General features: G+C 43.3%; 25 protein-coding genes. 6 read left to right on the top strand and 19 right to left on the bottom strand.

Going from position 1 to position 21,283, the window contains the following annotated elements; genetic code table 11:
• Positions 1-8: 8 nt before the first annotated feature.
• The 3 genes from hemQ to gerQ all read left to right on the top strand — a co-directional run bounded on the left by hemQ (position 9) and on the right by gerQ (position 1,758).
• The gene (hemQ, locus tag ES017_RS10420) at positions 9-755 is read left to right on the top strand and encodes a hydrogen peroxide-dependent heme synthase (protein WP_009361007.1); all 747 of its coding nucleotides are present in this window, start codon (positions 9-11) and stop codon (positions 753-755) included.
• A 122-nt stretch (positions 756-877) separates the two neighbouring features.
• Positions 878-1,300: a cell wall hydrolase gene (locus ES017_RS10415; RefSeq protein WP_021094357.1), complete on the top strand. Its 423-nt coding sequence runs from the start codon at positions 878-880 to the stop codon at positions 1,298-1,300.
• A gap of 14 nt (positions 1,301-1,314) precedes the next feature.
• A complete protein-coding gene (gerQ, locus tag ES017_RS10410; protein WP_021094358.1) occupies positions 1,315-1,758 on the top strand; it encodes a spore coat protein GerQ in 444 nt (147 codons plus the stop codon).
• A gap of 26 nt (positions 1,759-1,784) precedes the next feature.
• On the opposite strand, the gene ES017_RS10405 is transcribed toward gerQ, so the two are convergent.
• Both ES017_RS10405 and ES017_RS10400 read right to left on the bottom strand, forming a co-directional pair.
• Complete coding sequence (locus tag ES017_RS10405; RefSeq protein WP_021094359.1) at positions 1,785-2,147, bottom strand: DUF423 domain-containing protein; 363 nt, start codon at positions 2,145-2,147, stop codon at positions 1,785-1,787.
• Positions 2,148-2,160: 13 nt separating this feature from the next.
• A complete protein-coding gene (locus ES017_RS10400) occupies positions 2,161-2,397 on the bottom strand; it encodes a YwdI family protein (RefSeq protein WP_021094360.1) in 237 nt (78 codons plus the stop codon).
• Between the two features lie 98 nt (positions 2,398-2,495).
• On the opposite strand from ES017_RS10400, the gene ES017_RS10395 reads away from it, so the two are divergent.
• A complete protein-coding gene (locus tag ES017_RS10395; protein WP_171335045.1) occupies positions 2,496-4,112 on the top strand; it encodes a glycoside hydrolase family 13 protein in 1,617 nt (538 codons plus the stop codon).
• Between the two features lie 17 nt (positions 4,113-4,129).
• On the opposite strand, the gene ES017_RS10390 is transcribed toward ES017_RS10395, so the two are convergent.
• The 15 genes from ES017_RS10390 to ES017_RS10325 all read right to left on the bottom strand — a co-directional run bounded on the left by ES017_RS10390 (position 4,130) and on the right by ES017_RS10325 (position 17,251).
• Positions 4,130-5,125 (bottom strand): potassium channel family protein, encoded by a 996-nt coding sequence (locus tag ES017_RS10390; protein WP_171335044.1) that lies wholly within the window; start codon positions 5,123-5,125, stop codon positions 4,130-4,132.
• Complete coding sequence (locus ES017_RS15995) at positions 5,122-5,328, bottom strand: uracil-DNA glycosylase (protein WP_253263388.1); 207 nt, start codon at positions 5,326-5,328, stop codon at positions 5,122-5,124. Before ES017_RS15995 ends, ES017_RS10390 begins: the two co-directional genes overlap by 4 nt.
• Positions 5,303-5,977, bottom strand: coding sequence for a uracil-DNA glycosylase (locus tag ES017_RS10385; protein ID WP_171335067.1), 675 nt, complete (start codon positions 5,975-5,977; stop codon positions 5,303-5,305). Before ES017_RS10385 ends, ES017_RS15995 begins: the two co-directional genes overlap by 26 nt.
• A 58-nt stretch (positions 5,978-6,035) precedes the next feature.
• Complete coding sequence (locus ES017_RS10380; RefSeq protein ID WP_171335043.1) at positions 6,036-7,418, bottom strand: glycine--tRNA ligase; 1,383 nt, start codon at positions 7,416-7,418, stop codon at positions 6,036-6,038.
• Between the two features lie 353 nt (positions 7,419-7,771).
• Complete coding sequence (gene ahpF / locus ES017_RS10375) at positions 7,772-9,301, bottom strand: alkyl hydroperoxide reductase subunit F (RefSeq protein WP_171335042.1); 1,530 nt, start codon at positions 9,299-9,301, stop codon at positions 7,772-7,774.
• Positions 9,302-9,315: 14 nt separating this feature from the next.
• A complete protein-coding gene (ahpC, locus tag ES017_RS10370) occupies positions 9,316-9,879 on the bottom strand; it encodes an alkyl hydroperoxide reductase subunit C (RefSeq protein ID WP_009361017.1) in 564 nt (187 codons plus the stop codon).
• A 236-nt stretch (positions 9,880-10,115) separates the two neighbouring features.
• Positions 10,116-10,349: a hypothetical protein gene (locus ES017_RS10365; RefSeq protein WP_171335041.1), complete on the bottom strand. Its 234-nt coding sequence runs from the start codon at positions 10,347-10,349 to the stop codon at positions 10,116-10,118.
• Positions 10,350-10,361: 12 nt separating this feature from the next.
• Positions 10,362-11,177, bottom strand: coding sequence for a glycosyltransferase family 2 protein (locus ES017_RS10360; RefSeq protein WP_171335040.1), 816 nt, complete (start codon positions 11,175-11,177; stop codon positions 10,362-10,364).
• Between the two features lie 62 nt (positions 11,178-11,239).
• On the bottom strand, positions 11,240-12,436 hold the full coding sequence (locus tag ES017_RS10355; RefSeq protein WP_021094367.1) for an MFS transporter: 1,197 nt from the start codon (positions 12,434-12,436) through the stop codon (positions 11,240-11,242).
• Between the two features lie 97 nt (positions 12,437-12,533).
• A complete protein-coding gene (locus tag ES017_RS10350; protein WP_019416459.1) occupies positions 12,534-12,929 on the bottom strand; it encodes a cytidine deaminase in 396 nt (131 codons plus the stop codon).
• 25 nt (positions 12,930-12,954) lie between these two features.
• Positions 12,955-13,125, bottom strand: coding sequence for a XapX domain-containing protein (locus tag ES017_RS10345; RefSeq protein ID WP_003397112.1), 171 nt, complete (start codon positions 13,123-13,125; stop codon positions 12,955-12,957).
• Between the two features lie 15 nt (positions 13,126-13,140).
• Positions 13,141-13,809: a deoxyribose-phosphate aldolase gene (gene deoC / locus ES017_RS10340; protein ID WP_021094368.1), complete on the bottom strand. Its 669-nt coding sequence runs from the start codon at positions 13,807-13,809 to the stop codon at positions 13,141-13,143.
• 17 nt (positions 13,810-13,826) lie between these two features.
• Complete coding sequence (locus ES017_RS10335) at positions 13,827-15,041, bottom strand: NupC/NupG family nucleoside CNT transporter (RefSeq protein WP_021094369.1); 1,215 nt, start codon at positions 15,039-15,041, stop codon at positions 13,827-13,829.
• A 174-nt stretch (positions 15,042-15,215) separates the two neighbouring features.
• Positions 15,216-16,157 carry a DNA-binding transcriptional repressor DeoR gene (locus tag ES017_RS10330; RefSeq protein WP_021094370.1) on the bottom strand — a complete coding sequence of 314 codons (942 nt, stop codon included), beginning with the start codon at positions 16,155-16,157 and terminating at the stop codon, positions 15,216-15,218.
• 128 nt (positions 16,158-16,285) lie between these two features.
• Positions 16,286-17,251 carry an aminoimidazole riboside kinase gene (locus ES017_RS10325; RefSeq protein WP_035063046.1) on the bottom strand — a complete coding sequence of 322 codons (966 nt, stop codon included), beginning with the start codon at positions 17,249-17,251 and terminating at the stop codon, positions 16,286-16,288.
• 105 nt (positions 17,252-17,356) lie between these two features.
• Here ES017_RS10325 and ES017_RS10320 point away from each other — a divergent pair, with 105 nt between their 5' ends.
• Both ES017_RS10320 and ald read left to right on the top strand, forming a co-directional pair.
• Positions 17,357-18,580: a PucR family transcriptional regulator gene (locus ES017_RS10320; protein ID WP_171335039.1), complete on the top strand. Its 1,224-nt coding sequence runs from the start codon at positions 17,357-17,359 to the stop codon at positions 18,578-18,580.
• Between the two features lie 120 nt (positions 18,581-18,700).
• Entirely contained in the window at positions 18,701-19,831 is a 1,131-nt protein-coding gene (gene ald / locus ES017_RS10315) for an alanine dehydrogenase (protein ID WP_075039625.1), read from the top strand.
• 37 nt (positions 19,832-19,868) lie between these two features.
• Here the strand turns inward: ald and ES017_RS10310 are convergent, their stop codons facing one another.
• Positions 19,869-20,591 (bottom strand): amino acid ABC transporter ATP-binding protein, encoded by a 723-nt coding sequence (locus ES017_RS10310; RefSeq protein ID WP_042534910.1) that lies wholly within the window; start codon positions 20,589-20,591, stop codon positions 19,869-19,871.
• Positions 20,588-21,241 (bottom strand): amino acid ABC transporter permease, encoded by a 654-nt coding sequence (locus ES017_RS10305; protein WP_042534908.1) that lies wholly within the window; start codon positions 21,239-21,241, stop codon positions 20,588-20,590. The genes ES017_RS10310 and ES017_RS10305 overlap by 4 nt, the downstream gene beginning before the upstream one ends.
• Positions 21,242-21,283 lie beyond the last annotated feature (42 nt).

The following is a 21,283-nucleotide window of genomic DNA, read 5'->3' as shown; positions in this document are numbered from 1 at the left end:
TGTTGGACATGAGCGAAGCAGCACAAACGTTAGACGGTTGGTATTGTCTGCATGATTTCCGCACGGTTGATTGGGCGGCTTGGAAAACGCTCACAAATGAAGAGCGCCAAGAAGCAATACAAGAGTTTTTCACATTAGTGGAAAAATGGGAAAAAACAGAAGCGGCAAATGAAGGCAGCCATGCGATTTACACCATTATGGGGCAAAAAGCAGATTTGATGTTCATGCTTTTACGTCCAACGATGGAAGAGCTTCATGAAATTGAAACGGCAATCAATAAAACAAAGCTCGCTGAATATCTCGTACCTGCTTATTCATACGTCTCTGTCGTTGAATTAAGCAACTACTTGCCAGCAGAAGCAGGCGACCCGTACGAAAATCCAGAAGTGCGTCGCCGTTTATATCCGATCTTACCGAAAACAAACCATGTTTGCTTTTATCCGATGGACAAGCGCCGTCAAGGAAACGACAACTGGTACATGCTTCCGATGGAAGAGCGTCGCAATTTAATGCGCGCACACGGCATGACGGGAAGAAAATATGCTGGAAAAGTCGTACAAATCATTACTGGTTCGGTCGGCTTCGATGACTATGAATGGGGCGTGACGCTCTTTTCAAATGATGTACTTCAGTTTAAAAAACTTGTGTACGAAATGCGTTTCGACGAAGTGAGCGCGCGATTCGGTGAATTCGGCTCTTTCTTCGTCGGCAACATTTTACCGAAAGAAAAAATGGAACAATTTTTACATGTGTAGGCCTCCGATTGGGAGGTCTTTTTTTATCATCTCTTTCATACATATAACAATGACGACTTTCCTCACATTTTCGTATGTCTCATCATAGGCTAATAGCGATTTTTATAAAGTGAGGTGAAGGGATGGCTGTTGTTGCGTATACAGAAGAAGATGTCAAATTGCTTGCCCGTCTTATGCGCGCAGAGGCAGAGGAAGACGGACAGCTCGGTATGTTGATGGTTGGGAATGTTGGAGTGAACCGCGTGCGCGCAAACTGTTTAGACTTTGAAGGGCTTCGTACCATTCGCCAAATGGTATTTCAAAGCCCTGGAGGATTTGAAGCAGTACAAAAAGGGTATTTTTATCAACGGGCGCGTGAACAAGACATACGTCTCGCCCGCCGCGTCATCCGCGGAGAACGTTTTCACCCGGCAACGAATTCGCTTTGGTTTTTCCGGCCAGATGGCAGTTGCCCACCGCAATGGTTTAATCAATGGAATGCCGGACGTTTTAAGGCACATTGTTTTTATGCACCGACGAGTTCTAATTGTCCACGCGTATATTAAAAGGAGGAGTTTCAATGAGTGATGAACGTCAACAAATGCCATATTATTCGTATCCGTACTACTATCCATACCAAATGCCGACATATCCGTTTGGCTTGCCTACACCAACATTTACACCACAAACAGGGGCGATGCAAACGCCGACAACGGCCAGTCAGCCGCTTCCTGGCATGCTTCCGATCGAAGAATCGTACATTGAAAACATTTTGCGCTTAAACAAAGGGAAAATTGCGACCGTTTATATGACGTTTGAAAACAATCGTGAATGGAACGCGAAAATTTTCCGCGGTGTCATTGAAGCAGCTGGTCGCGATCATCTCATTTTAAGCGATCCGCAAACAGGAATGCGTTATTTATTGCCAATGATTTATCTCGACTATGTGACATTCGATGAAGAAATTAATTATGAATACCCATTTGCATCTGGTGTCGGATTAAGCACATATGCTCCACGTTAAAAACGAGGCGTCCACAGCGCCTCGTTTTACATTTGTTTTATCGCGACATATGTTAAAAATAGCCACGCAACGATGAACGATACGCCTCCAAACGGCGTAATCGCCCCGAGTATTTTTATTTGCGTTAAGCTTAGTACGTATAAACTACCTGAAAATAAAACGATTCCCGCAAGCATAAACCAACCAGCAGGCGTCACTTGGGGCCATTTTGTTGCCAGCAGCGCAACGAGAAACAAACCGATCGTATGGAACATTTGATATTGAACAGCTTTTTGCCACGTGTCTATATATCGCTCTGGAATTCTTCCTTCCAACACATGCGCCCCGAACGCCCCTAGCGCCACACATAATGCTGCACTAATTGAAGCGATAATTGTAAATAGTTTCATGTTGTTCCCCCTCCTAAAAATCAAGTAATGACGGTCCGTTCGCATCGGCACCGATGTCTAATCGTTCGGTTGTTGCCGGTTGCGACAAAGTCACTTCCTGTTTGTTTGGTGATGGTTGTTGCAAAATAATGTCGCACAACGCGCGAACAGCATATATATGTTCACGCACCGCTTGCGGTGATGATGCTTGTTTTGCTTTTGCGATTTCTTCTTCTATTTTTGCGAATACATTTGTCACCGATATGTCCAAAACGTTTTCACTCCCTACTTCTTTTTCCTTTACAACAATGGTATCTTATACATAGCAACTTTTCAAATTGAAAACGCTTAAAAAAGGAGTGACAACAAATGAAACGGACATGGTGGAAAGAAGCCGTCGTATATCAAGTATATTGGCGCAGCTTTTTTGACTCAAACGGCGATGGATACGGTGATTTAGAAGGGCTCATTCAAAAGCTCGATTACATTCGCGACTTAGGGGTGGATGTCATTTGGCTCAATCCGTGCTATGAGTCGCCTGATAAAGATAACGGATACGACATTTCTGATTACTATCGCATCATGGACAAAGCAGGGGATATGGGAACGTTTGAACGCTTGTTGAACGAGGTGCATAAACGCGGAATGAAATTAATTATGGACCTTGTCGTGAACCATACATCCGATCAACATCCTTGGTTTCTTGAATCTCGTTCATCAAAAGACAATCCGAAACGAGATTGGTACATATGGCGCGACAAACCGAATAACTGGCGCTCGTACTTTACTCCATCCGCATGGGAATATGATGAAAAAACAGGACAGTATTATTTCCATTCGTTTGCGGTAGAACAGCCAGATTTGAACTGGGAAAACGAAGAAGTTCGTGAAGAAATTTATAAAATGATGCGTTTTTGGTTAGATAAAGGGATCGACGGGTTCCGTTTAGACGCCATTGCCTTACTCGCAAAGCCTGACGGATTCCCAGATGCCGAAAATCCGTATGACATTCGTTACTTAACAAACAATCCAGGCGTGCATGATTATTTAAAAGAAATGAATGAAAAAGTATTAAAACATTATGATATTTTCACCGTCGGAGAAGTCGCTTTCGTATCGCCGGAGGAAGGATTAAAATATGTCGGGGAAGACCGAAATGAACTACATACTTTGTTCCACTTTGAGGTGTGCGACGAAATGCCGACATGGGACCCGATTCGTTTTAAACAAATTCAAAAACGTTGGTACGAAGGATTGTGGGGCAAAGGGTGGAACTCGCAGTTTTTAAACAATCACGACCATACGCGACAAGTGACGCGCTACGGAAACGATAAACAGTTTCGCGTCGAATCAGCAAAATTGCTCGCTACGCTCGTGCATACGTTGCCTGGAACACCGTACATTTATCAAGGTGAAGAAATTGGCATGACTGGCGTCAAGTTCGACACGATCGACGAATATAACGACATTGCGATGAAAAATAAATATGCAGAAGAAGTCGCAAAAGGTCGCGATCCGAAAGAAGTGCTTGAAAGCTTGCAGCTACTGAGCCGAGATAACTCGCGTACGCCAATACAGTGGGACGATAGCGAACATGCAGGATTTACAACAGGAACTCCTTGGCTAAAAGTGAATCCGAACTATAAAGAAATCAATGTAAAACAAGCGTTAGCGGATCCGAACTCTGTATATTATTACTATAAAAAGCTCATTCAACTGCGCAAGCAACATCCAGTCATGGTGTACGGAACGTTCCGCGATTTTTCGGAAAATGATCCGTACATTTACGCTTACACGCGTGAGCTTGATGGCGTCCGCTGGCTCATCGTCTTAAACCATTGCGACAACGACAACGTATATGAGCTGCCAGAAGAGCTTGCCGCGGCTCACCGCCATCTTTTGCTCGGCAATTATACAGATGTAAAAGAAGAAGGCACAACGCTTCATATGCGTCCGCACGAAGCAAGAATTTATGCATTACAATAAGCAGCCGATTTGGCTGCTTATTTTTGATTTACCGCCTGTTCAAACGACTCTAACGCTCGTTTTTCACCAAATACGATCAGGACATCGCCAACGAAAAACCGCTCCTCTGGCGATGGATTGCCAATTACATTGTTTTGACGTTGAATCGCAATAATCGTCACATGAAAGCGTGTGCGCACCGCTTGATCGCGGACAGATGTCCCAACAAATGAAGAATGCGGCTCAATTGTCACTTCTTCAATCGCGTATTGCTCTACATGGCCGTGAAAAATCGTATCGACATAATCGACACTGACAGGCTTTAACATCGTCATCGCCATGCGTCGACCGCTCAAAAATGATGGGTTAATGACTTTATCAGCACCTGCACGACGCAACTTTTCTTCCGACTCCGGTCGCTCGGCGCGCGCGACAATTTGAATGTCGCGATTTAGCCCTTTTGCTGTGAGGGAGATAAAGACGTTATCGGCATCAGAAGGCAGTGCCGCAACTAATCCTGCAGCTCGTTCAATGCCTGCGGCAATCAACACGTCATCTTCTGTCGCATCCCCTGCGACGTACGGAATCGGATCGTTCATTTCTTCTAGCCAATCTGTATTCCGTTCAATGACAACGACAGCTGTCCCGTTTTTGACAAGCTCGCGCACGACTTGCTCTCCGACGCGTCCGAACCCACATACAATAATATGATTTTTCATCGCTTCAATTTTCTTTTTCATTTTTCGCCTCCGCACCGTTTTTGAAAATTCCCCTTCCATCATCATCGACACGACTGCCCCCGTCGCATATGTCACGATGCCAATACCAATCGGGATAATGATAAGGGCAAACAGTTTTCCATAAAACGTTTGTGGCACTGTATCGCCATAGCCAACCGTTAAAATCGTAACAACTGTCAACCAAAGTGAATCAAAAAACGTTAATTGTTCCGAAAACATAAATCCGATCGTTCCTGCGATAATGGCGACAATCATCGCGATGACGGAAACGACGATCGAGCGCGATGAACTCATCCGTTTCTCCCCTTATGTTCTTTTTGTACAAACTTCATGCAAGGCACACCAGATGATTGCTTGACGACAATAGACGGCAACATCGCGCTTTTAAAACCGAATGCCCGACAACCACGCGGCATTTGCGCTTCCCATGTCACATAAAAATGCTTGCATGCATAACAATTTACTCTCTCATTATATGTTTTCGATTTGCCAGTCAATTGGCTCTCTCCCTGTCTGTTGTAAAAAAGTATTCGTTTTTGAAAAAGGGCGGCTTCCGAAAAAGCCTCGTGCTGCAGAAAATGGACTCGGATGCGGCGCTTCAATGATATAATGATGCTCATTTGTGATGATCTCTTTTTTCGCTTGCGCATGACGCCCCCATAAAATGAAGACAACAGGTTCACGCTTTTCATTCACAAGTTCAATGACGCGATCGGTAAAATGTTCCCACCCCTTTCCTTTATGCGAATTCGCCTCTCCACGTCGTACTGTCAATACTGTATTTAAAAGCAATACACCTTGCTTTGCCCATTTTAATAAGTAGCCGTTGTTTGGAATATAGCACCCTAGGTCATCTTGTAACTCTTTAAAAATGTTTAATAACGATGGAGGCAAAGCGACGCCCGGTTTGACGGAAAAACTTAATCCGTGCGCTTGATTTGGCCCATGGTACGGGTCTTGTCCTAAAATGACGACTTTTACATTCGCATACGGGGTGTAATGAAGAGCGTTGAAAATGTCGTGCATATCAGGATAAATCGTTTTCGTTCGATATTCTTCTTTTAAAAATTGACGCAATTTCACATAATACGGTTTTTGAAACTCCTCTTGTAATAAAGGAGCCCAATCGTTTTTCAATATGCTCATCATCGCACTCCTTTCTAATGCAAAGGCTACCCTACTTTATAGGATAGCCTGTTTTTGCTTAAAACTGAATTTTTTCTTCTAAGAAGCTGTTTAATTCCGCAATTGGAATGCGCGTTTGTTCCATCGTATCGCGGTCGCGCACGGTAACCATGCCGTCCTGTTCTGAATCAAAATCATACGTAATACAGAACGGTGTTCCAATTTCATCTTGACGACGATATCGTTTTCCGATCGAACCGGACTCGTCGTAATCGACCATAAAGTGTTGTGAAAGTTGTTCAAAGATCGCACGCGCACCTTCTGATAACTTTTTCGATAGTGGCAATACAGCCGCTTTATATGGCGCTAATGCTGGGTGAAGGTGCATCACTGTGCGCGTCGTACCGTCTGCCAGTTGCTCTTCTTCATACGCATCGATCAAAAATGCGAGCGTGACGCGATCTGCCCCAAGTGAAGGCTCAATGCAGTATGGAATGAAACGTTCGTTCGTTTCTTGATCAAGGTAGTGGAAGTCTTCACCTGAATATTCCATATGGCGACGTAAATCGTAATCGGTACGCGATGCAATGCCCCATAGCTCGCCCCAACCGAACGGGAATTTATATTCAATATCTGTTGTGGCGTTGCTGTAGTGGGATAATTCGTCTTCCGAATGATCGCGCAAACGAATGTTTTCACGCTTCATACCAAGCGATAAAAGCCATTGCTCACAATATTGTTTCCAATAATCAAACCACTGTAATTCCTCGCCCGGCTTACAGAAAAACTCAAGCTCCATTTGTTCAAATTCACGTGTGCGGAACGTAAAGTTTCCTGGTGTAATTTCGTTTCGGAAGCTTTTTCCGATTTGCGCAATACCGAACGGCAATTTTTTGCGCATCGTTCGTTGTACGTTTTTAAAGTTTACAAAAATGCCTTGTGCTGTTTCAGGGCGAAGGTAAATTTCGTTTGCGCTCGACTCGGTCACACCTTGGAACGTTTTAAACATTAAGTTAAATTGACGAATGTTTGTGAAGTCGCGACTGCCGCAATCTGGACAAGCAATGTCGTGCTCTTGAATGAGCTGCTCCATTTTTTCAAAAGGAAGCCCGTCGACAACCATTTCAATCCCTTTCGCTTCCAACGCGCTTTCAATTAACTTATCCGCCCGATGACGCGCTTTACATTGTTTACAGTCAATCATCGGATCGTTGAAGTTTCCTAAATGACCAGATGCTTCCCACGTGCGTGGGTTCATTAAAATGGCCGCATCTAACCCGACGTTGTACGGCGATTGTTGAACGAACTTTTTCCACCATGCACGCTTAATGTTGTTTTTTAATTCTGTCCCTAACGGACCGTAATCCCACGTATTCGCTAATCCTCCATAAATTTCTGAACCTGGAAAAACAAAGCCGCGATGCTTCGCGTGTGCTACAATTTGATCCATCGTTACTGACATCGTCCATCCTCCTTAATAATAAAATGTAAACAAAAAACGCTCTCATCCTTAGGCCTTTCGCCTAGGGACGAGAGCGTAACTCCCGCGGTTCCACCCTAGTTGATGCATAACGCATCCACTTTTGCGTGAAGCAACTCCAGACTGCCGTTTCGCTAAGCGTCTTTACTAGGCTTCCACCACCCCTAGCTCGCTATAAAAGAACTCCCTTAGCTACTATCCATCTTTCATCGTTGCACCTGTATTTCATTTGGTTGATATTGTATCAAACCGCAATACGACAGTCAAGGGGAGAAGCAAAACCCGCTTTACATAAGCAGTAAAGCGGGTCAAAGTGAGTTAAGGGGTTGATCATATTAATTTCGAATTAAATAGTCAAACGCTCCTAAAGAAGCTGTTGCGCCTGAGCCCATGGAAATGATAATCTGTTTATATGCGCTATCTGTACAATCGCCAGCAGCGAAGACGCCAGGGACGTTTGTCGCTCCGCGCTTATCGACGATAATTTCACCGAAGCGATTGCGTTCTACCGTCCCTTCTAACCATTCAGTATTCGGTACAAGTCCGATTTGCACGAATACACCTTGAAGTTCAATATGGTGCTCTTCGCCTGTTGCGCGATCAATATATGTGATACCATTCACTTTATCTGTGCCAGTAATTTCTTTCGTTTGCGCGTTTTTGATCACAGTAACGTTCGGTAAGCTGTATAAACGATCTTGCAATACAGCATCCGCTTTTAATTCTGGCGCAAATTCAAGCACCGTCACATGCTTAGCAATTCCGGCCAAGTCAATTGCCGCCTCAACACCAGAGTTTCCACCGCCGATGACTGCGACATGTTTTCCTTCAAATAGAGGGCCGTCGCAATGTGGGCAGTAAGCGACGCCTTTATTTTTAAACTCTGCTTCGCCTGGGACACCGAGATTGCGCCAACGTGCGCCTGTGGCGATAATGACCGCTTTGCTTTTTAAAATCGCACCATTCTCAAGCTCTACTTCAATAAGGTCTTTCTTTTCTAGCCGTTTTGCACGCTGCAAGTTCATAATATCAACATTGTAATGTTTCACATGTTCCTCAAGGCTCGCAGCAAGCTTCGGACCTTCTGTATATTTCACGCTAATAAAGTTTTCAATGCCTAACGTATCTAAAATTTGACCGCCGAAGCGTTCAGCAACAATTCCTGTGCGAATGCCTTTACGCGCTGCATAAATGGCAGCTGTTGCACCAGCAGGTCCTCCACCGATGACGAGCACATCAAACGGATCTTTGTTCCCAAAAGTAGAAGCATCCGGCGTGCTTCCTAACTTCGCAAGAATTTCCTCGAGCGACATGCGACCGCTTGCGAACGGTTCGCCGTTTAAAAAGACGGTTGGTACAGCCATGACATCTTTTTGCTCGACTTCTTCTTTAAATGCAGCCCCGTCAATCATCGTATGTGAAACGTTCGGATTCAATACGCTCATGACGTTTAACGCTTGAACGACATCTGGGCAGTTATGGCACGTCAAGCTGACGTATGTTTCAAAACGATACGTCCCTTTTAAATTTTTAATTTGTTCAATGACCGCTTGATCGACTTTCGGCGGTCTTCCGCTCACTTGAAGCAATGCAAGCACGAGAGAAGTAAATTCATGTCCTAAAGGCACGCCCGCAAATACAACGCCTGTTTCTTCCCCAACGCGATTGACGCTAAAACTTGGTGTTCTTTCTAGCGTTGTTTTTTCTACTTTGATCTTCGATGACATCGTCGCAAGTTCATCGACTAAAGCAAGCATATCGCGGGAAACTTCATCGTCTCCCGCGCTCACTTTTAACACAATGTCATTTTCCATCAATTGTAGATATTGGGCGAGCTGTGCTTTAATTTCAGCATCCAATATCATTGACGTAAGCCTCCTTAAATTTTACCTACAAGGTCAAGGCTTGGCTTTAATGTTTTTCCACCTTCTTGCCATTTTGCTGGGCACACTTCGCCAGGATTGTTGCGCACGTATTGTGCTGCTTTAATTTTGTTTACGATTGTGCTTGCATCACGGCCGATGCCATCAGCGTTAATTTCAACAGCTTGAATAACACCGTCTGGATCGATAATGAACGTACCGCGTTGTGCAAGGCCTGTCTCTTCATCAAGCACTTCGAACATGCGTGATAATTTTTGAGAAGGGTCACCGATCATCACATATTCGATTTTGCTGATCGCTGGTGAATGGTCGTGCCATGCTTTATGCGTGAAATGTGTATCTGTTGAAACGGAGTACACTTCTACACCAAGCTCTTTTAATTTTGGATATTCGTTTTGTAAATCTTCTAATTCTGTTGGGCACACGAACGTAAAGTCAGCTGGATAGAAGCAAACGACGCTCCATTTCCCTTTGAAGTTTTCTTCTGTTACCTCGATGAAATCGCCGTTATGGAATGCCATCGCTTTAAATGGTTGTACTTGTTTTCCTACTAGTGGCATTGTTAATCATCCTCCTGCATCATTTTTTTGCATGTTAGTAGTATGCTCCAGCCATACGAAAAATATGACTGAAAGCGAAAATAAATTATAACAATTATAATTCGATATAAATTATCATATAGGAATGTTTATTTGTCAAGTAAAAACTGCGCAACTGCTTTAGTTTTTCGACACGTTTTCTTTTTATTCCTTTTTCATAAACAAAAAAACAGAGCCTTCGCAAAGACTCTGCTTTCTCATATAACAAAAGCAACGGAGAGTAAAACACACACATTACATAGTAGCGCAACGACAAATAGCCATGTTTGTTTTCCTTTTTTCTTTACCATATATTCCGCAAATACGGTCGTTCCAAAAGCGAAGCAAACAAAGGACAAAAACGAGCCGACGTGTCCATGAAATACGTGACGAGTAAGAAGCGGTGAAAACAAAAGCAAAAGAAATAATTGCTGAATGCTCCACCAATACATTTCAACTCTCCCCTAACAATGAATAAGATGAGCAAGACGGGAACGAAACGGTTCACCGTTCCATATGACTTCGCTCGTTGCTTGTCGCTTTTTTACTTCCGGTTCTGACAAAAGAAGCCAAAAGTTTTTTGTCGGTAAATCCCCGAGCTGATGTTTCTCACTTAATCGATTTAAATACATTTGTCTCGTTTCATTCATTTGCTTTGATAAATGATCGCCTTCATTTGAAAAAGCATAGAGGACGCTCGCTGTCGCTACACGTTTCACACGAAACTCGTTTGCCACGCGCAAAAAGAAATCCCAGTCCCAATAGTTATGAACGTACGGATCAAAATATTCAATTGTATCATGAATTGTACGCCGATACATGCTCCCTGAAGGAACATACGTCGAAAATGAACGCATCGCTTGTAAATCGAACTCATATGCAAATAAAAAGCGATCGGTCGGGATGCGCACTCCACTTTCAATACGATAATGAAAAATTTCTACGTCCGAATATACAAAATCGGCATCGTTCATATTAGCGATCATTCGCTCAATATGGCATGGCAATAGTAAATCGTCATCATCACAAAGCATAATAAAATCTTCTGTGGCAGCGCGCACACCGATATTACGAGCCTCGACATGACCAACATTTTCACGCAATTCAATGAGTTCAATAGAAAGCTCAGGATACGCATCGACAGCAGCTTGCACAGATGGGCCACCATCATTAACAATAATGACTTGCGTTGGTTTATACGTTTGTTTGCTTAACGACTCTAACAATTCTGCTAATGGAAGTAATCGGTTATATGTCGCGATAACTACGGAAACACCCAAAAGAAAATCCCCTTTCGAAAAAAGAAGCTACAATGATACCATTATAGCTTCTTTTCGTATGATTATGCGAGTTCTTGTTGTTTCGTTTCTTTGCCAAGGAAAAGAACAGCGAGCGCCCCAATGAAAATGGCGATACAAAAAATCGCAAAAATCATCGTGATTGATACTTTTTGTGCGACGAGATAGCCGACGAGAAGCGGCCCTAAAATGCCTCCAATGCGTCCGAATGAAGCAGCCATGCCTGCTCCCGTCGCGCGAATGGCAGTTGGATATTGCTCTGGTGTATAGGCATAAAGCGCTCCCCATGCCCCAAGGTTGAAAAACGATAACAATGCCCCAAACGTCATTAACGCCGCAGCTGAGTCAGCATTTCCGAAGAAATAAGCGCTTAATGCGGTACCAGTTAAATAAATGATCAGTACTGCTTTTCGACCGATGCGTTCAATTAACCATGCGACGCTAAAATAACCTGGTAATTGCGCTAACGTCATGATGAGCACGTATTCAAAACTTTTAATTAAACTAAATCCTTTCATAACCATGACGCTCGGTAGCCATAAAAACATGCCGTAGTATGAAAAAACAACTGAAAACCATAAAATCCAAAGCATTGTCGTTTGTTTTGCGTACGGTTTTGCCCAAACGTCTGTGATATTTTTCCAAACGGAACGGCGCTCCGTTTTTGTCGCCATAAACTTTTTCGAATCTGGTAAGTTGATGCGCAAATAAATCGCATATAACGCTGGTAATGCTCCTAAAATAAGCGCCATTTGCCATCCATACGCTGGAATAACGAAAAATGAAATGAGGGCTGCTAGTAACCAACCGCCTGCCCAAAAGCTTTCCAATAAAACGACGACTTTGCCACGTTCATGTGCAGCAACGCTTTCCGATACGAGCGTTGACGCAACAGGCAGTTCGCCACCAAGTCCCATACCGATAAAAAAACGTAAAATTAAAAAGACCGTTAACGTTGTCGCAAGCGCTGATAGTCCGCTACCAATCGAAAATAATAAAAGCGTAATGATGAAAACTTGTTTTCGCCCAATGCGGTCAGCTAACAATCCAAAAACGAGCGCACCGACGGCCATGCCGATCGAATTGATACTTCCGATCCAACCCATTTGCTCGGCCGTTAAATTCCATTCCTTTTGCAGTGCGGCAATAATAAACGAAAGCATCCCTACATCCATCGCATCAAACAACCAGCCAAGTCCGGCAATCCAAAGCAATTTGTTTCTTGATACGTCTTTACTCATGTCATCCCTCCGTTGTCAGCTGTCAAATGTCTTCCTCATGATTATATTTCCTTTTTTGTTATGTATCAATGCAAAAAGCGTCGGGAAAAACCGACGCTCATCGCAAGTCTTCTTTTGAAAACGCTCCAGGAAGAAGTTCTTTTACTGTTGTTTCTTGCATATCGCCTTTCATATTCGCTAAAATGACAGGCATATTTGGATCACATAATTCAACAATGACTTGACGGCATGCCCCACATGGCGGAACTGGTCGCTCCGTATCCGCAACAACGGCTAACATCGCATACTCATGATCGCCTTCGGAGTACGCCTTAAATAAAGCTGTACGCTCAGCGCAGTTGCATAAACCGTATGATGCGTTTTCGATGTTGCAGCCACCGTACACTTTTCCATCTTTCGTTAATAGTGCTGCTCCAACTTTAAACTTGGAATACGGAACGTACGCCCGCTCTCTCGCTTGTTTTGCCGCTTCAATTAACTGTTGTTTATTCATTGTTGATCATCCCTTCTTGGGCTGTTTAGTTAAAAAACGTCTTCATTAACCAATCGGCAACGACGCCACCTAAATATACGCCAAATACCCCCATCATTCCTGCCAATACAGGTGGAGCTGGCAATGGCAAACGTAAAAACTTAAACAAAATCCCGACAACAAGCCCAGCAAGTAAGCTAAGTAATACTTCTTTCATAGGTCAATGCCTCCATTAGTATGCTTCGTTTGAAGTCGTTCCTTCCATAATTGCTGGTCCAGAACTTGTACCGATGCGGTTTGCGCCTGCGTCAATCATCGCTTTTGCGTCCGCTGCGCTGCGCACGCCGCCAGATGCTTTTACGCCAACGTCTGGACCAACTGTTTTGCGCATTAATGCGACGTCTTCTACTGTTGCCCCACCGCTTGCGAATCCTGTTGATGTTTTAACGAAATCTGCACCAGCACGAACGGCAATTTCGCATGCACGCACTTTTTCTTCATCTGTCAACAACGCTGTTTCAATAATCACTTTTGTTAAAGCTTTTCCTTTGGCTGCATCAACAACGGCGCGAATGTCGCGCTCTACAAGCTCATCATCGACGTCTTTTAACGCACCAATATTGATGACCATATCGACTTCTTGCGCACCATTTTCAATTGCTTGTTTTGTTTCAAACGCTTTGACTTCTGGTGTTGTCGCTCCTAACGGGAATCCGATGACTGTACACACTTTTACTTTCGTTCCTTGTAAACGTTCAGCAACGAATTTCACCCATGTCGGATTGACACATACAGATGCAAATTCATATTTTTTCGCTTCTTCCACTAATTTTTCAATTTGTGCTTTCGTTGTTTCTGGTTTTAATAGCGTATGATCAATCATGCTAGCAATGTTCATCATTCATTCCTCCTTGTTTTTTAAATAAACATACCCGCAATGGACGCGCTTAACAATGAAGCAAGCATACCAGCAAGGACAGCTTTTAAGCCCATGCGCGCAATGTCGCTGCGACGATTTGGCGCTAAGCTTCCTAATCCACCGAGTAAAATACCCATCGAAGAAATATTAGCAAATCCACATAGCGCAAAGCTAACGATCGCTACCGTTTTTGCAGATAAATCTGGAATTTGTGGCGCAAATGATGAATACGCAACAAATTCGTTTAAAATTAATTTTTGTCCGATAAATCCACCAGCTGTCACCGCTTCAGACCACGGTACACCGATCGCAAACGCAATAGGTGCAAAGAGGAATCCTAAAATGTTTTGAAGTGTTAAACCTTCATAATTAAACAAACTGCCGATGCCGCTAAGCAATCCATTAATTAACGCAATAAGAGCGATAAACGCTAACAACATCGCACCGATATTTAACGCTAACTTCAAGCCGTCGCTCGCTCCGCGTGCAGCTGCGTCAATGACGTTTGTTGATTCTTCGTCTTTTTCCATCTCAAAATGCTCATCTTCTTTAATCGGCTCTGTTTCTGGCACAATCATTTTCGCCATGACTAAGCCTGCTGGCGCTGCCATGAAACTTGCCGCAAGTAAATATTCAAGCGGAACACCTAAAAGCGAGTAACCAACGAGCACAGAACCAGCAACAGATGCCAATCCACCCGTCATAACTGCAAACAATTCCGATTGTGTCATTTTAGACAAATACGGACGAATAACAAGAGGCGCTTCCGTTTGACCGACGAAAATGTTTGCCGCGGCTGACATGGACTCCGCTTTGCTCGTTCCGAGCAATTTCGCAAGCGGCCCACCAATCATTTTAATGACCCATTGCATCACACCAATATAGTAAAGAACAGAAATTAACGCGGAGAAGAAAATGACGACCGGCAACACTTGGAACGCAAACACAAATCCAATTCCTTTTGCCGCAAACATACCGCCAAACAAAAAGTTAATTCCTTCGTTCGCATAGTTAATAATGCTTGTGACACCATTTGTCAACCACTGCAATGCCGCTTTCCCTGCTTCCCATTTTAAAACGATAAACGCGAAAGCGACTTGAATCGCGAGACCACCTAAAATCGTTCGCGGATTAATCGCTTTGCGATTGTTTGAAGAAAGAAAAGCGATCCCAAGAACAACGACGATACCGACAAGTCCCCAAACGATATTCATGTTGAACACTCCTATAAGTTGAATTTTGATTACGTAATCAATATAACAGGAAAACGAACATATGTAAACGTTAACATGAACAAATGTCAAAGAAAATTCATGGTTTCGCTAAATGTTTCTTCCTTTTTGCATAAATAAAAGGGGGCTTTTTTCTTTTCCCCCATTTGTCTTTTTTTATTCTTTTTCTAACAAACATTCGGCAGTGAATTGATCCGTCACTAATACGTTCGCATATTTTCCTTTTAACGCGCCGTATATGCCAGCGACTTTATGAATGCCTCCTGCAATGACAATCGAATATTCTTTCTTTTTGAGATCTTCTAACTCGATGCCGAGCGTACGCGCATTTAACTCTTCGCTACATAGCTTTCCATTTTGATCAAAAAAGCGTGAACAAATGTCACCAGCAGCTTTTGAATAAATCGTTTGCAAATCTTCTTCTGTAAAATAACCAAGCTGGAACAATAGCGACTCTGATTTAATTGGTCCAATCGTAAATACAGCAATATTCGCTTGCCGACCGAGATCAAGAATTTTGCGAATGTGGCGGTCCGCCTCCATCGCCTGCTTAACAACGACATGATCCACGATTGCAGGTAGCGGCAAATGGTGCACCGTTGCATTGAAGGCGCTTCCAAACAAGTGTAAAATATCTGACGCAAACGTATTCGTTTCTGATAAACTAACGCCACCTTTTAATTGCACAACTTTCACGTCTTTGACATGTTTATGCTTTAGCTGTAATGCAACGTGATACAACGTTGTTCCCCACGTCACACCGATCACATCGCCGTCTTTGACGATCGAGCGTAAATATTCCGCGGCTTCTTTTCCTACATATTTTTTAATAATGCCATCTTGATGTTCAGGGACCGATACAACAATTGCTTTTTTTAGGTTGAACTTTTGTTCAAGCTGTTTCGCCAACTGTTGAATATCTTCGGCTGGATCGTTAATTTTAATTTCTACAATTCCTTCTTCTTTTGCTTGCTGTAGTAGGCGCGACACCGTCGGACGCGATACGCCAAGCTTTTTTGCAATGTCGTTTTGATTGTAGTCTAACAAATAATACAACTTTGCTGCTTCAACAACTTTTTTTAGCTTATCTTGCTCCATCGCTTCATCACCTTTTATTTATGAATGAAAAAGGAGCAACCTTCCATATTTGAAGGAATACTCCCTTTTCTTTCATCATACGAAAAAAACTGAACATTTGACAAGAAAAAGTTTTAACATAATTTCTATTATTTCGACCAACCTTCGCGTAAAATACGTTCGACTTCATCGCGTGTTGGCAACGCTGTCATTGCCCCTTTCGTCGATGCAGCTAACGCGCCAGAAACGCTCGCAAAGCGCGCCATTTGTTCAATTTCCGCAAGGGATAACGAATCGATTGTTCCTTCTCTTTCATGTAAGCAATACAGCATGCCAGAAACGAAAGCATCACCGGCTCCTGTCGTATCAACCGCCTCTACTTTAAGCGCTGGCGTAAATACGGATCCTTCTTTCGTAAACGTATAACTACCATTTTCCCCTAGCGTGACGACAATGAGAGGAATATTGTATGGGGCGAGGGCATCGATACCTTTTGGAATATCTTTCTCTCCCGTAATAAACGTCAATTCCTCTTCAGAAATTTTAAGTACATCTGCCTCTTGTAACATTGACATAATCATTTCGCGAGCTTGCTGTTCACTTTCCCACAAACCGAGGCGCAAATTTGGATCATATGAAACGATCATGCCATTTTCTTTCGCTAGCATAACAGCTCGCTTTGTAGCGCTTCGTGCTGGTTCACTAATCAGTGAAATCGAGCCAAAATGAAGAATGCGATGAGTGCGAAATAACGACTCATCAATTTCTTCTTCGCATAAAAAGCGATCAGCGCTCGGGTTAATGTAAAAATCAAAGCTTCGCTCTCCATTTTCCGCTAACGTCACAAAAACGACACCTGTGCGAACATCATCACTAAATTGAAGGAAAGATGTATTTACTCCGTATGCCTCAAGCGTTTCTTTTAGAAAAACGCCTAGCACATCGCGACCAACTTTCCCTAAAAACGTCGATGGAACACCAAGGCGTGCGACACCAACCGCAACATTTGCCGGCGCTCCCCCCGGACTTTTTTGATACGACCGATTTGTTGCATCAAGTGGAATAAAATCAATTAACGCTTCACCAAGACTAATAATTCCTTGTTTCATCGTCATTCCCTCCCACTCCATCGTAATATGTACAATGATACAAATGCAATGCACAATATAAAACGTGCTACAATAATCGTAAAAAACAACGTAAGAAACGGAGTGGATGTCATGAATCCTTTTGCCACTCACTTTGAAAGTTTAGAGGAGTTTGCAGATCGTGTGAGCGAGTTATTACAATGTCCGATTACGATTGAAGATGCAAATCATCGCTTAATTGCTTATAGTGGACATGAGCATTACACCGATCCGGCTCGCACGGCGACAATCATCCATCGTCGCGTGCCAGAGCGGGTCATTCATAGTTTATGGCGTGAAGGGGTAATTCCAAAACTTTTGCAGAGCGAAGAGCCTGTTCGTGTCGCAGAAATTTCAGAAGTAGGACTCGGCAACCGCATCGCCATTTCGATTTGGAAAAATAAAGAGGTGCTCGGGTTTATTTGGGCAATTGAAATGAATGAGCCGTGGACAGAGCAGCAGTTTCATTTGTTAAAACAAGCAGCGAAAGCAGCGAAAAATTTGTTGTCACAACTACAAATTCGCAAACATAAAAAAGAAGAGCGCATTCAAGAGTTTTTTTGGAAGCTATTAACGGGACACGTTTCTTCTCCTCATGACATCGTTGAACAATGCCATCAATTAAACGTGCATGTATATCCTTTTTTTTCTGTTGGCATTTTTCAATTTCAACAACAGATTCAAACGCAAGTGGAGCGGCAAATTGATTATTTATTAAAGACGACACAACAACTCGCTATTCCGCTTTATACGATCGACCATCAGCGGCTCATCGTGCTCGTCGCTCCAAGCTCGAACGTCTACGGGGAAGCGCACATTGAGCGATTTTTCCGCTCGTTTATGACGCAAATGAAAGAGCGATTTCGCGTCGACATTATGATGGGGGCGTTCGGAAATGTGTATGAGTGCTACACAAAAATTGCAAAAAGTTATAAAGAAGCACAAACAGTGTTAAAAATGAAACGCGCCTTTCCTCATCAACTTGCGAATATTCAAAGCTATCAACATCTTGGCATGTATCAATTTTTTGATTTGCTTTTTGAACAAAAACGACATGGGGATTTCCACAACGTCGCGCTTGAAAAGCTGAAACAATACGATGCCCAACATCATACCAACTTAGTCGAGACGATTGAAACGTATCTTGACTGTGACAGCAACGTCAATGAAACGGCGAAAACGCTCAATATTCATCCGAATACACTCGCTTACCGTCTGAAGCGAATAAGTGAAATTGGAAACATTGACTTAAGCAATATGAGCGAAAAAGTAAAACTATATATCGATATGAAATTAGACAAATATCGGACAACATAGCTTTTGTGGAAATCCACAAAAGCTTGTTTTTTCTTTCTCTTTTCTAAACAAACAACAAATGATAAAAAACATTTATACTGTAGATAATAATGAAAGACAACATGAAAGGGGAAACAGCACATGATTATTGGTGTTCCAAAAGAAATTAAAAATAATGAAAATCGTGTAGCGATTACACCAGCTGGCGTTATGTCGTTCGTCAGCAATGGACATACTGTATTAATTGAGAAAAATGCAGGAATTGGAAGCGGTTTCACAGATGAAGCTTACGTTCAGGCAGGCGCACAAATCGTTGAACGTGCCGCAGATGTATGGGCGCAAGCGGATATGGTGATGAAAGTAAAAGAGCCGCTACCAAGCGAGTATGAATACTTCCGTCCGGGATTAGTATTGTTCACATACTTACACCTCGCTGCTGAACCAGAATTAGCGCGTGCGCTAAAAGAAAAAGGTGTCATCGCCATCGCTTATGAAACGGTACAAGTTGGTCGTACGTTACCGCTTTTGACACCGATGAGCGAAGTAGCAGGACGCATGGCAGCACAAATTGGTGCTCAATTTCTTGAAAAAACAAAAGGCGGAAAAGGTATTCTTCTTTCCGGTGTCCCAGGCGTTAGCCGCGGAAAAGTAACGATCATTGGCGGCGGTGTCGTCGGAACGAACGCAGCAAAAGTAGCGATCGGCTTAGGTGCAAACGTCACGATTATCGACTTAAGCGCAGAACGTTTACGTGAACTTGACGATATTTTCGGAAGCCAAATTAATACGCTTATGTCTAACCCAATGAACATCGCACAAGCTGTTGCCGAGTCTGACCTTGTGATCGGTGCGGTATTAATTCCAGGAGCAAAAGCGCCAAAACTAGTGACAGAAGAAATGGTGAAAGCGATGCAATCAGGTTCGGTCATCGTTGACGTAGCGATCGACCAAGGCGGTATTGTTGAAACGAGCGACCATGTGACAACGCACGACAACCCAACATATGTGAAACACGGCGTCGTTCACTACGCAGTAGCGAACATGCCTGGAGCTGTGCCGCGCACATCAACACTTGCGCTCACAAACGTCACAATGCCATACGCACTACAAATTGCAAATAAAGGCGTACACAAAGCGGTCGCAGACAACCCTGCATTACGCCTTGGTGTAAACGTCGCAAACGGAGAAATCACATACGAAGCTGTCGCACGCGACCTCGGTTACGACTACGTTCCTGTCGAAGTGGCATTAGAGAAACAATTATTAGCATAAAAACGAAAGGTGTCCTGACACACGGGACACCTTTTTCTTATAACACTTTGGATAAAAATGACTTCGTTCGCTCATGTTGTGGTGCATCAAAAATTTGTTGTGGCGTTCCTTCCTCCACGATCACTCCACCGTCCATAAAGAGAACACGATCCCCGACTTCACGCGCAAATCCCATTTCATGCGTCACGACGACCATCGTCATTCCTTCTTTTGCTAGTTGTTTCATGACGGCAAGCACTTCCCCTACCATTTCTGGATCGAGCGCAGATGTTGGCTCATCAAATAACATCACTTTTGGCTCCATCGCAAGCGCACGAGCAATAGCAACACGCTGTGCCTGTCCACCAGATAATGAATCCGGATATACGTGTGCCTTATCTTGTAAGCCGACTTTCGCAAGCAGTTGCATCGCTTTTTCTGTCGCTTTTTCTTTCGACCATTTGCGCACTTTCATCGGGGCGAGTGTAATATTATTAAGCACCGTCATATGCGGAAATAAATTAAATCGTTGAAACACCATGCCAACTTCTTCACGCACTTTATTTAAATCCGTTTTCGGATCTTTTAAATGAAATCCGTCAACGACGATATCCCCCTCATCAAAATCTTCAAGCAAGTTTAAACAACGTAAAAATGTCGACTTTCCTGAACCAGAAGGGCCGATAACGACAACCACTTCTTTTTCATGAATGTGCACATCAATTCCTTTTAACACTTGTAGCGATCCGAACGATTTTTTTAAATTTGTCACTTGAATCATGCGTCATACCTTCTTTCTAACCGATGTAGCAACTTGCTTAACGAGAGGGTAAGCACTAAGTAAATGAGCGCAACAGTTAAGTACGGTTCCCAAACGCGATAATATTGACCTTGCATCGCTCGTCCCCAATACATGAGTTCAGGCGCTGCAATAATTGCTGCAAGAGAAGAATCTTTAATGAGAACGATAAATTCATTGCCAAGCGGCGGAATCATTCGTTTAATGGCTTGTGGCAAAATGATGTAACGCATCGCTTGTACGTGCGTCATTCCAAGCGAACGAGCCGCTTCCATTTGACCGCGATCAATGGACTGGATGCCAGCACGGAAAATTTCCGCAATATACGCAGCTGCGTTTAAAGATAAAGAAATGGCGCCAGACACGAGCGGGTTCGGTTGAGCGGTAAAAATCGGCATCACGCCAAAATGAATAAGTAAAATTTGTACGAACAATGGCGTGCCACGGAAAAAATGGACGTACCAATCAAAAGGAAGACGAATGAGGCGGTTTTGAACCATTTTTCCGAGCCCAATGGCTAAACCGAGAATCGTCCCGAAAAAGATACCGACTAACGATAAGCCGATCGTCCAGAGCACCCCTTTCAAAAAAAACGGTGCATATTCAACAATGATATTGAAACGAAAATCCATCATCAATCACCTTTCCCTTTGTAAAAATTGCGTAACCTTAGC

The sequence above is a fragment of the Anoxybacillus sp. EFIL genome, assembly GCF_013096955.1.
GTDB classification, from domain to species: Bacteria; Bacillota; Bacilli; order Bacillales; family Anoxybacillaceae; genus Anoxybacillus; species Anoxybacillus ayderensis.
The sequence above is the reverse complement of the archived record's forward strand: the minus strand, read 5'-3'. Positions and strand labels throughout refer to the sequence as shown.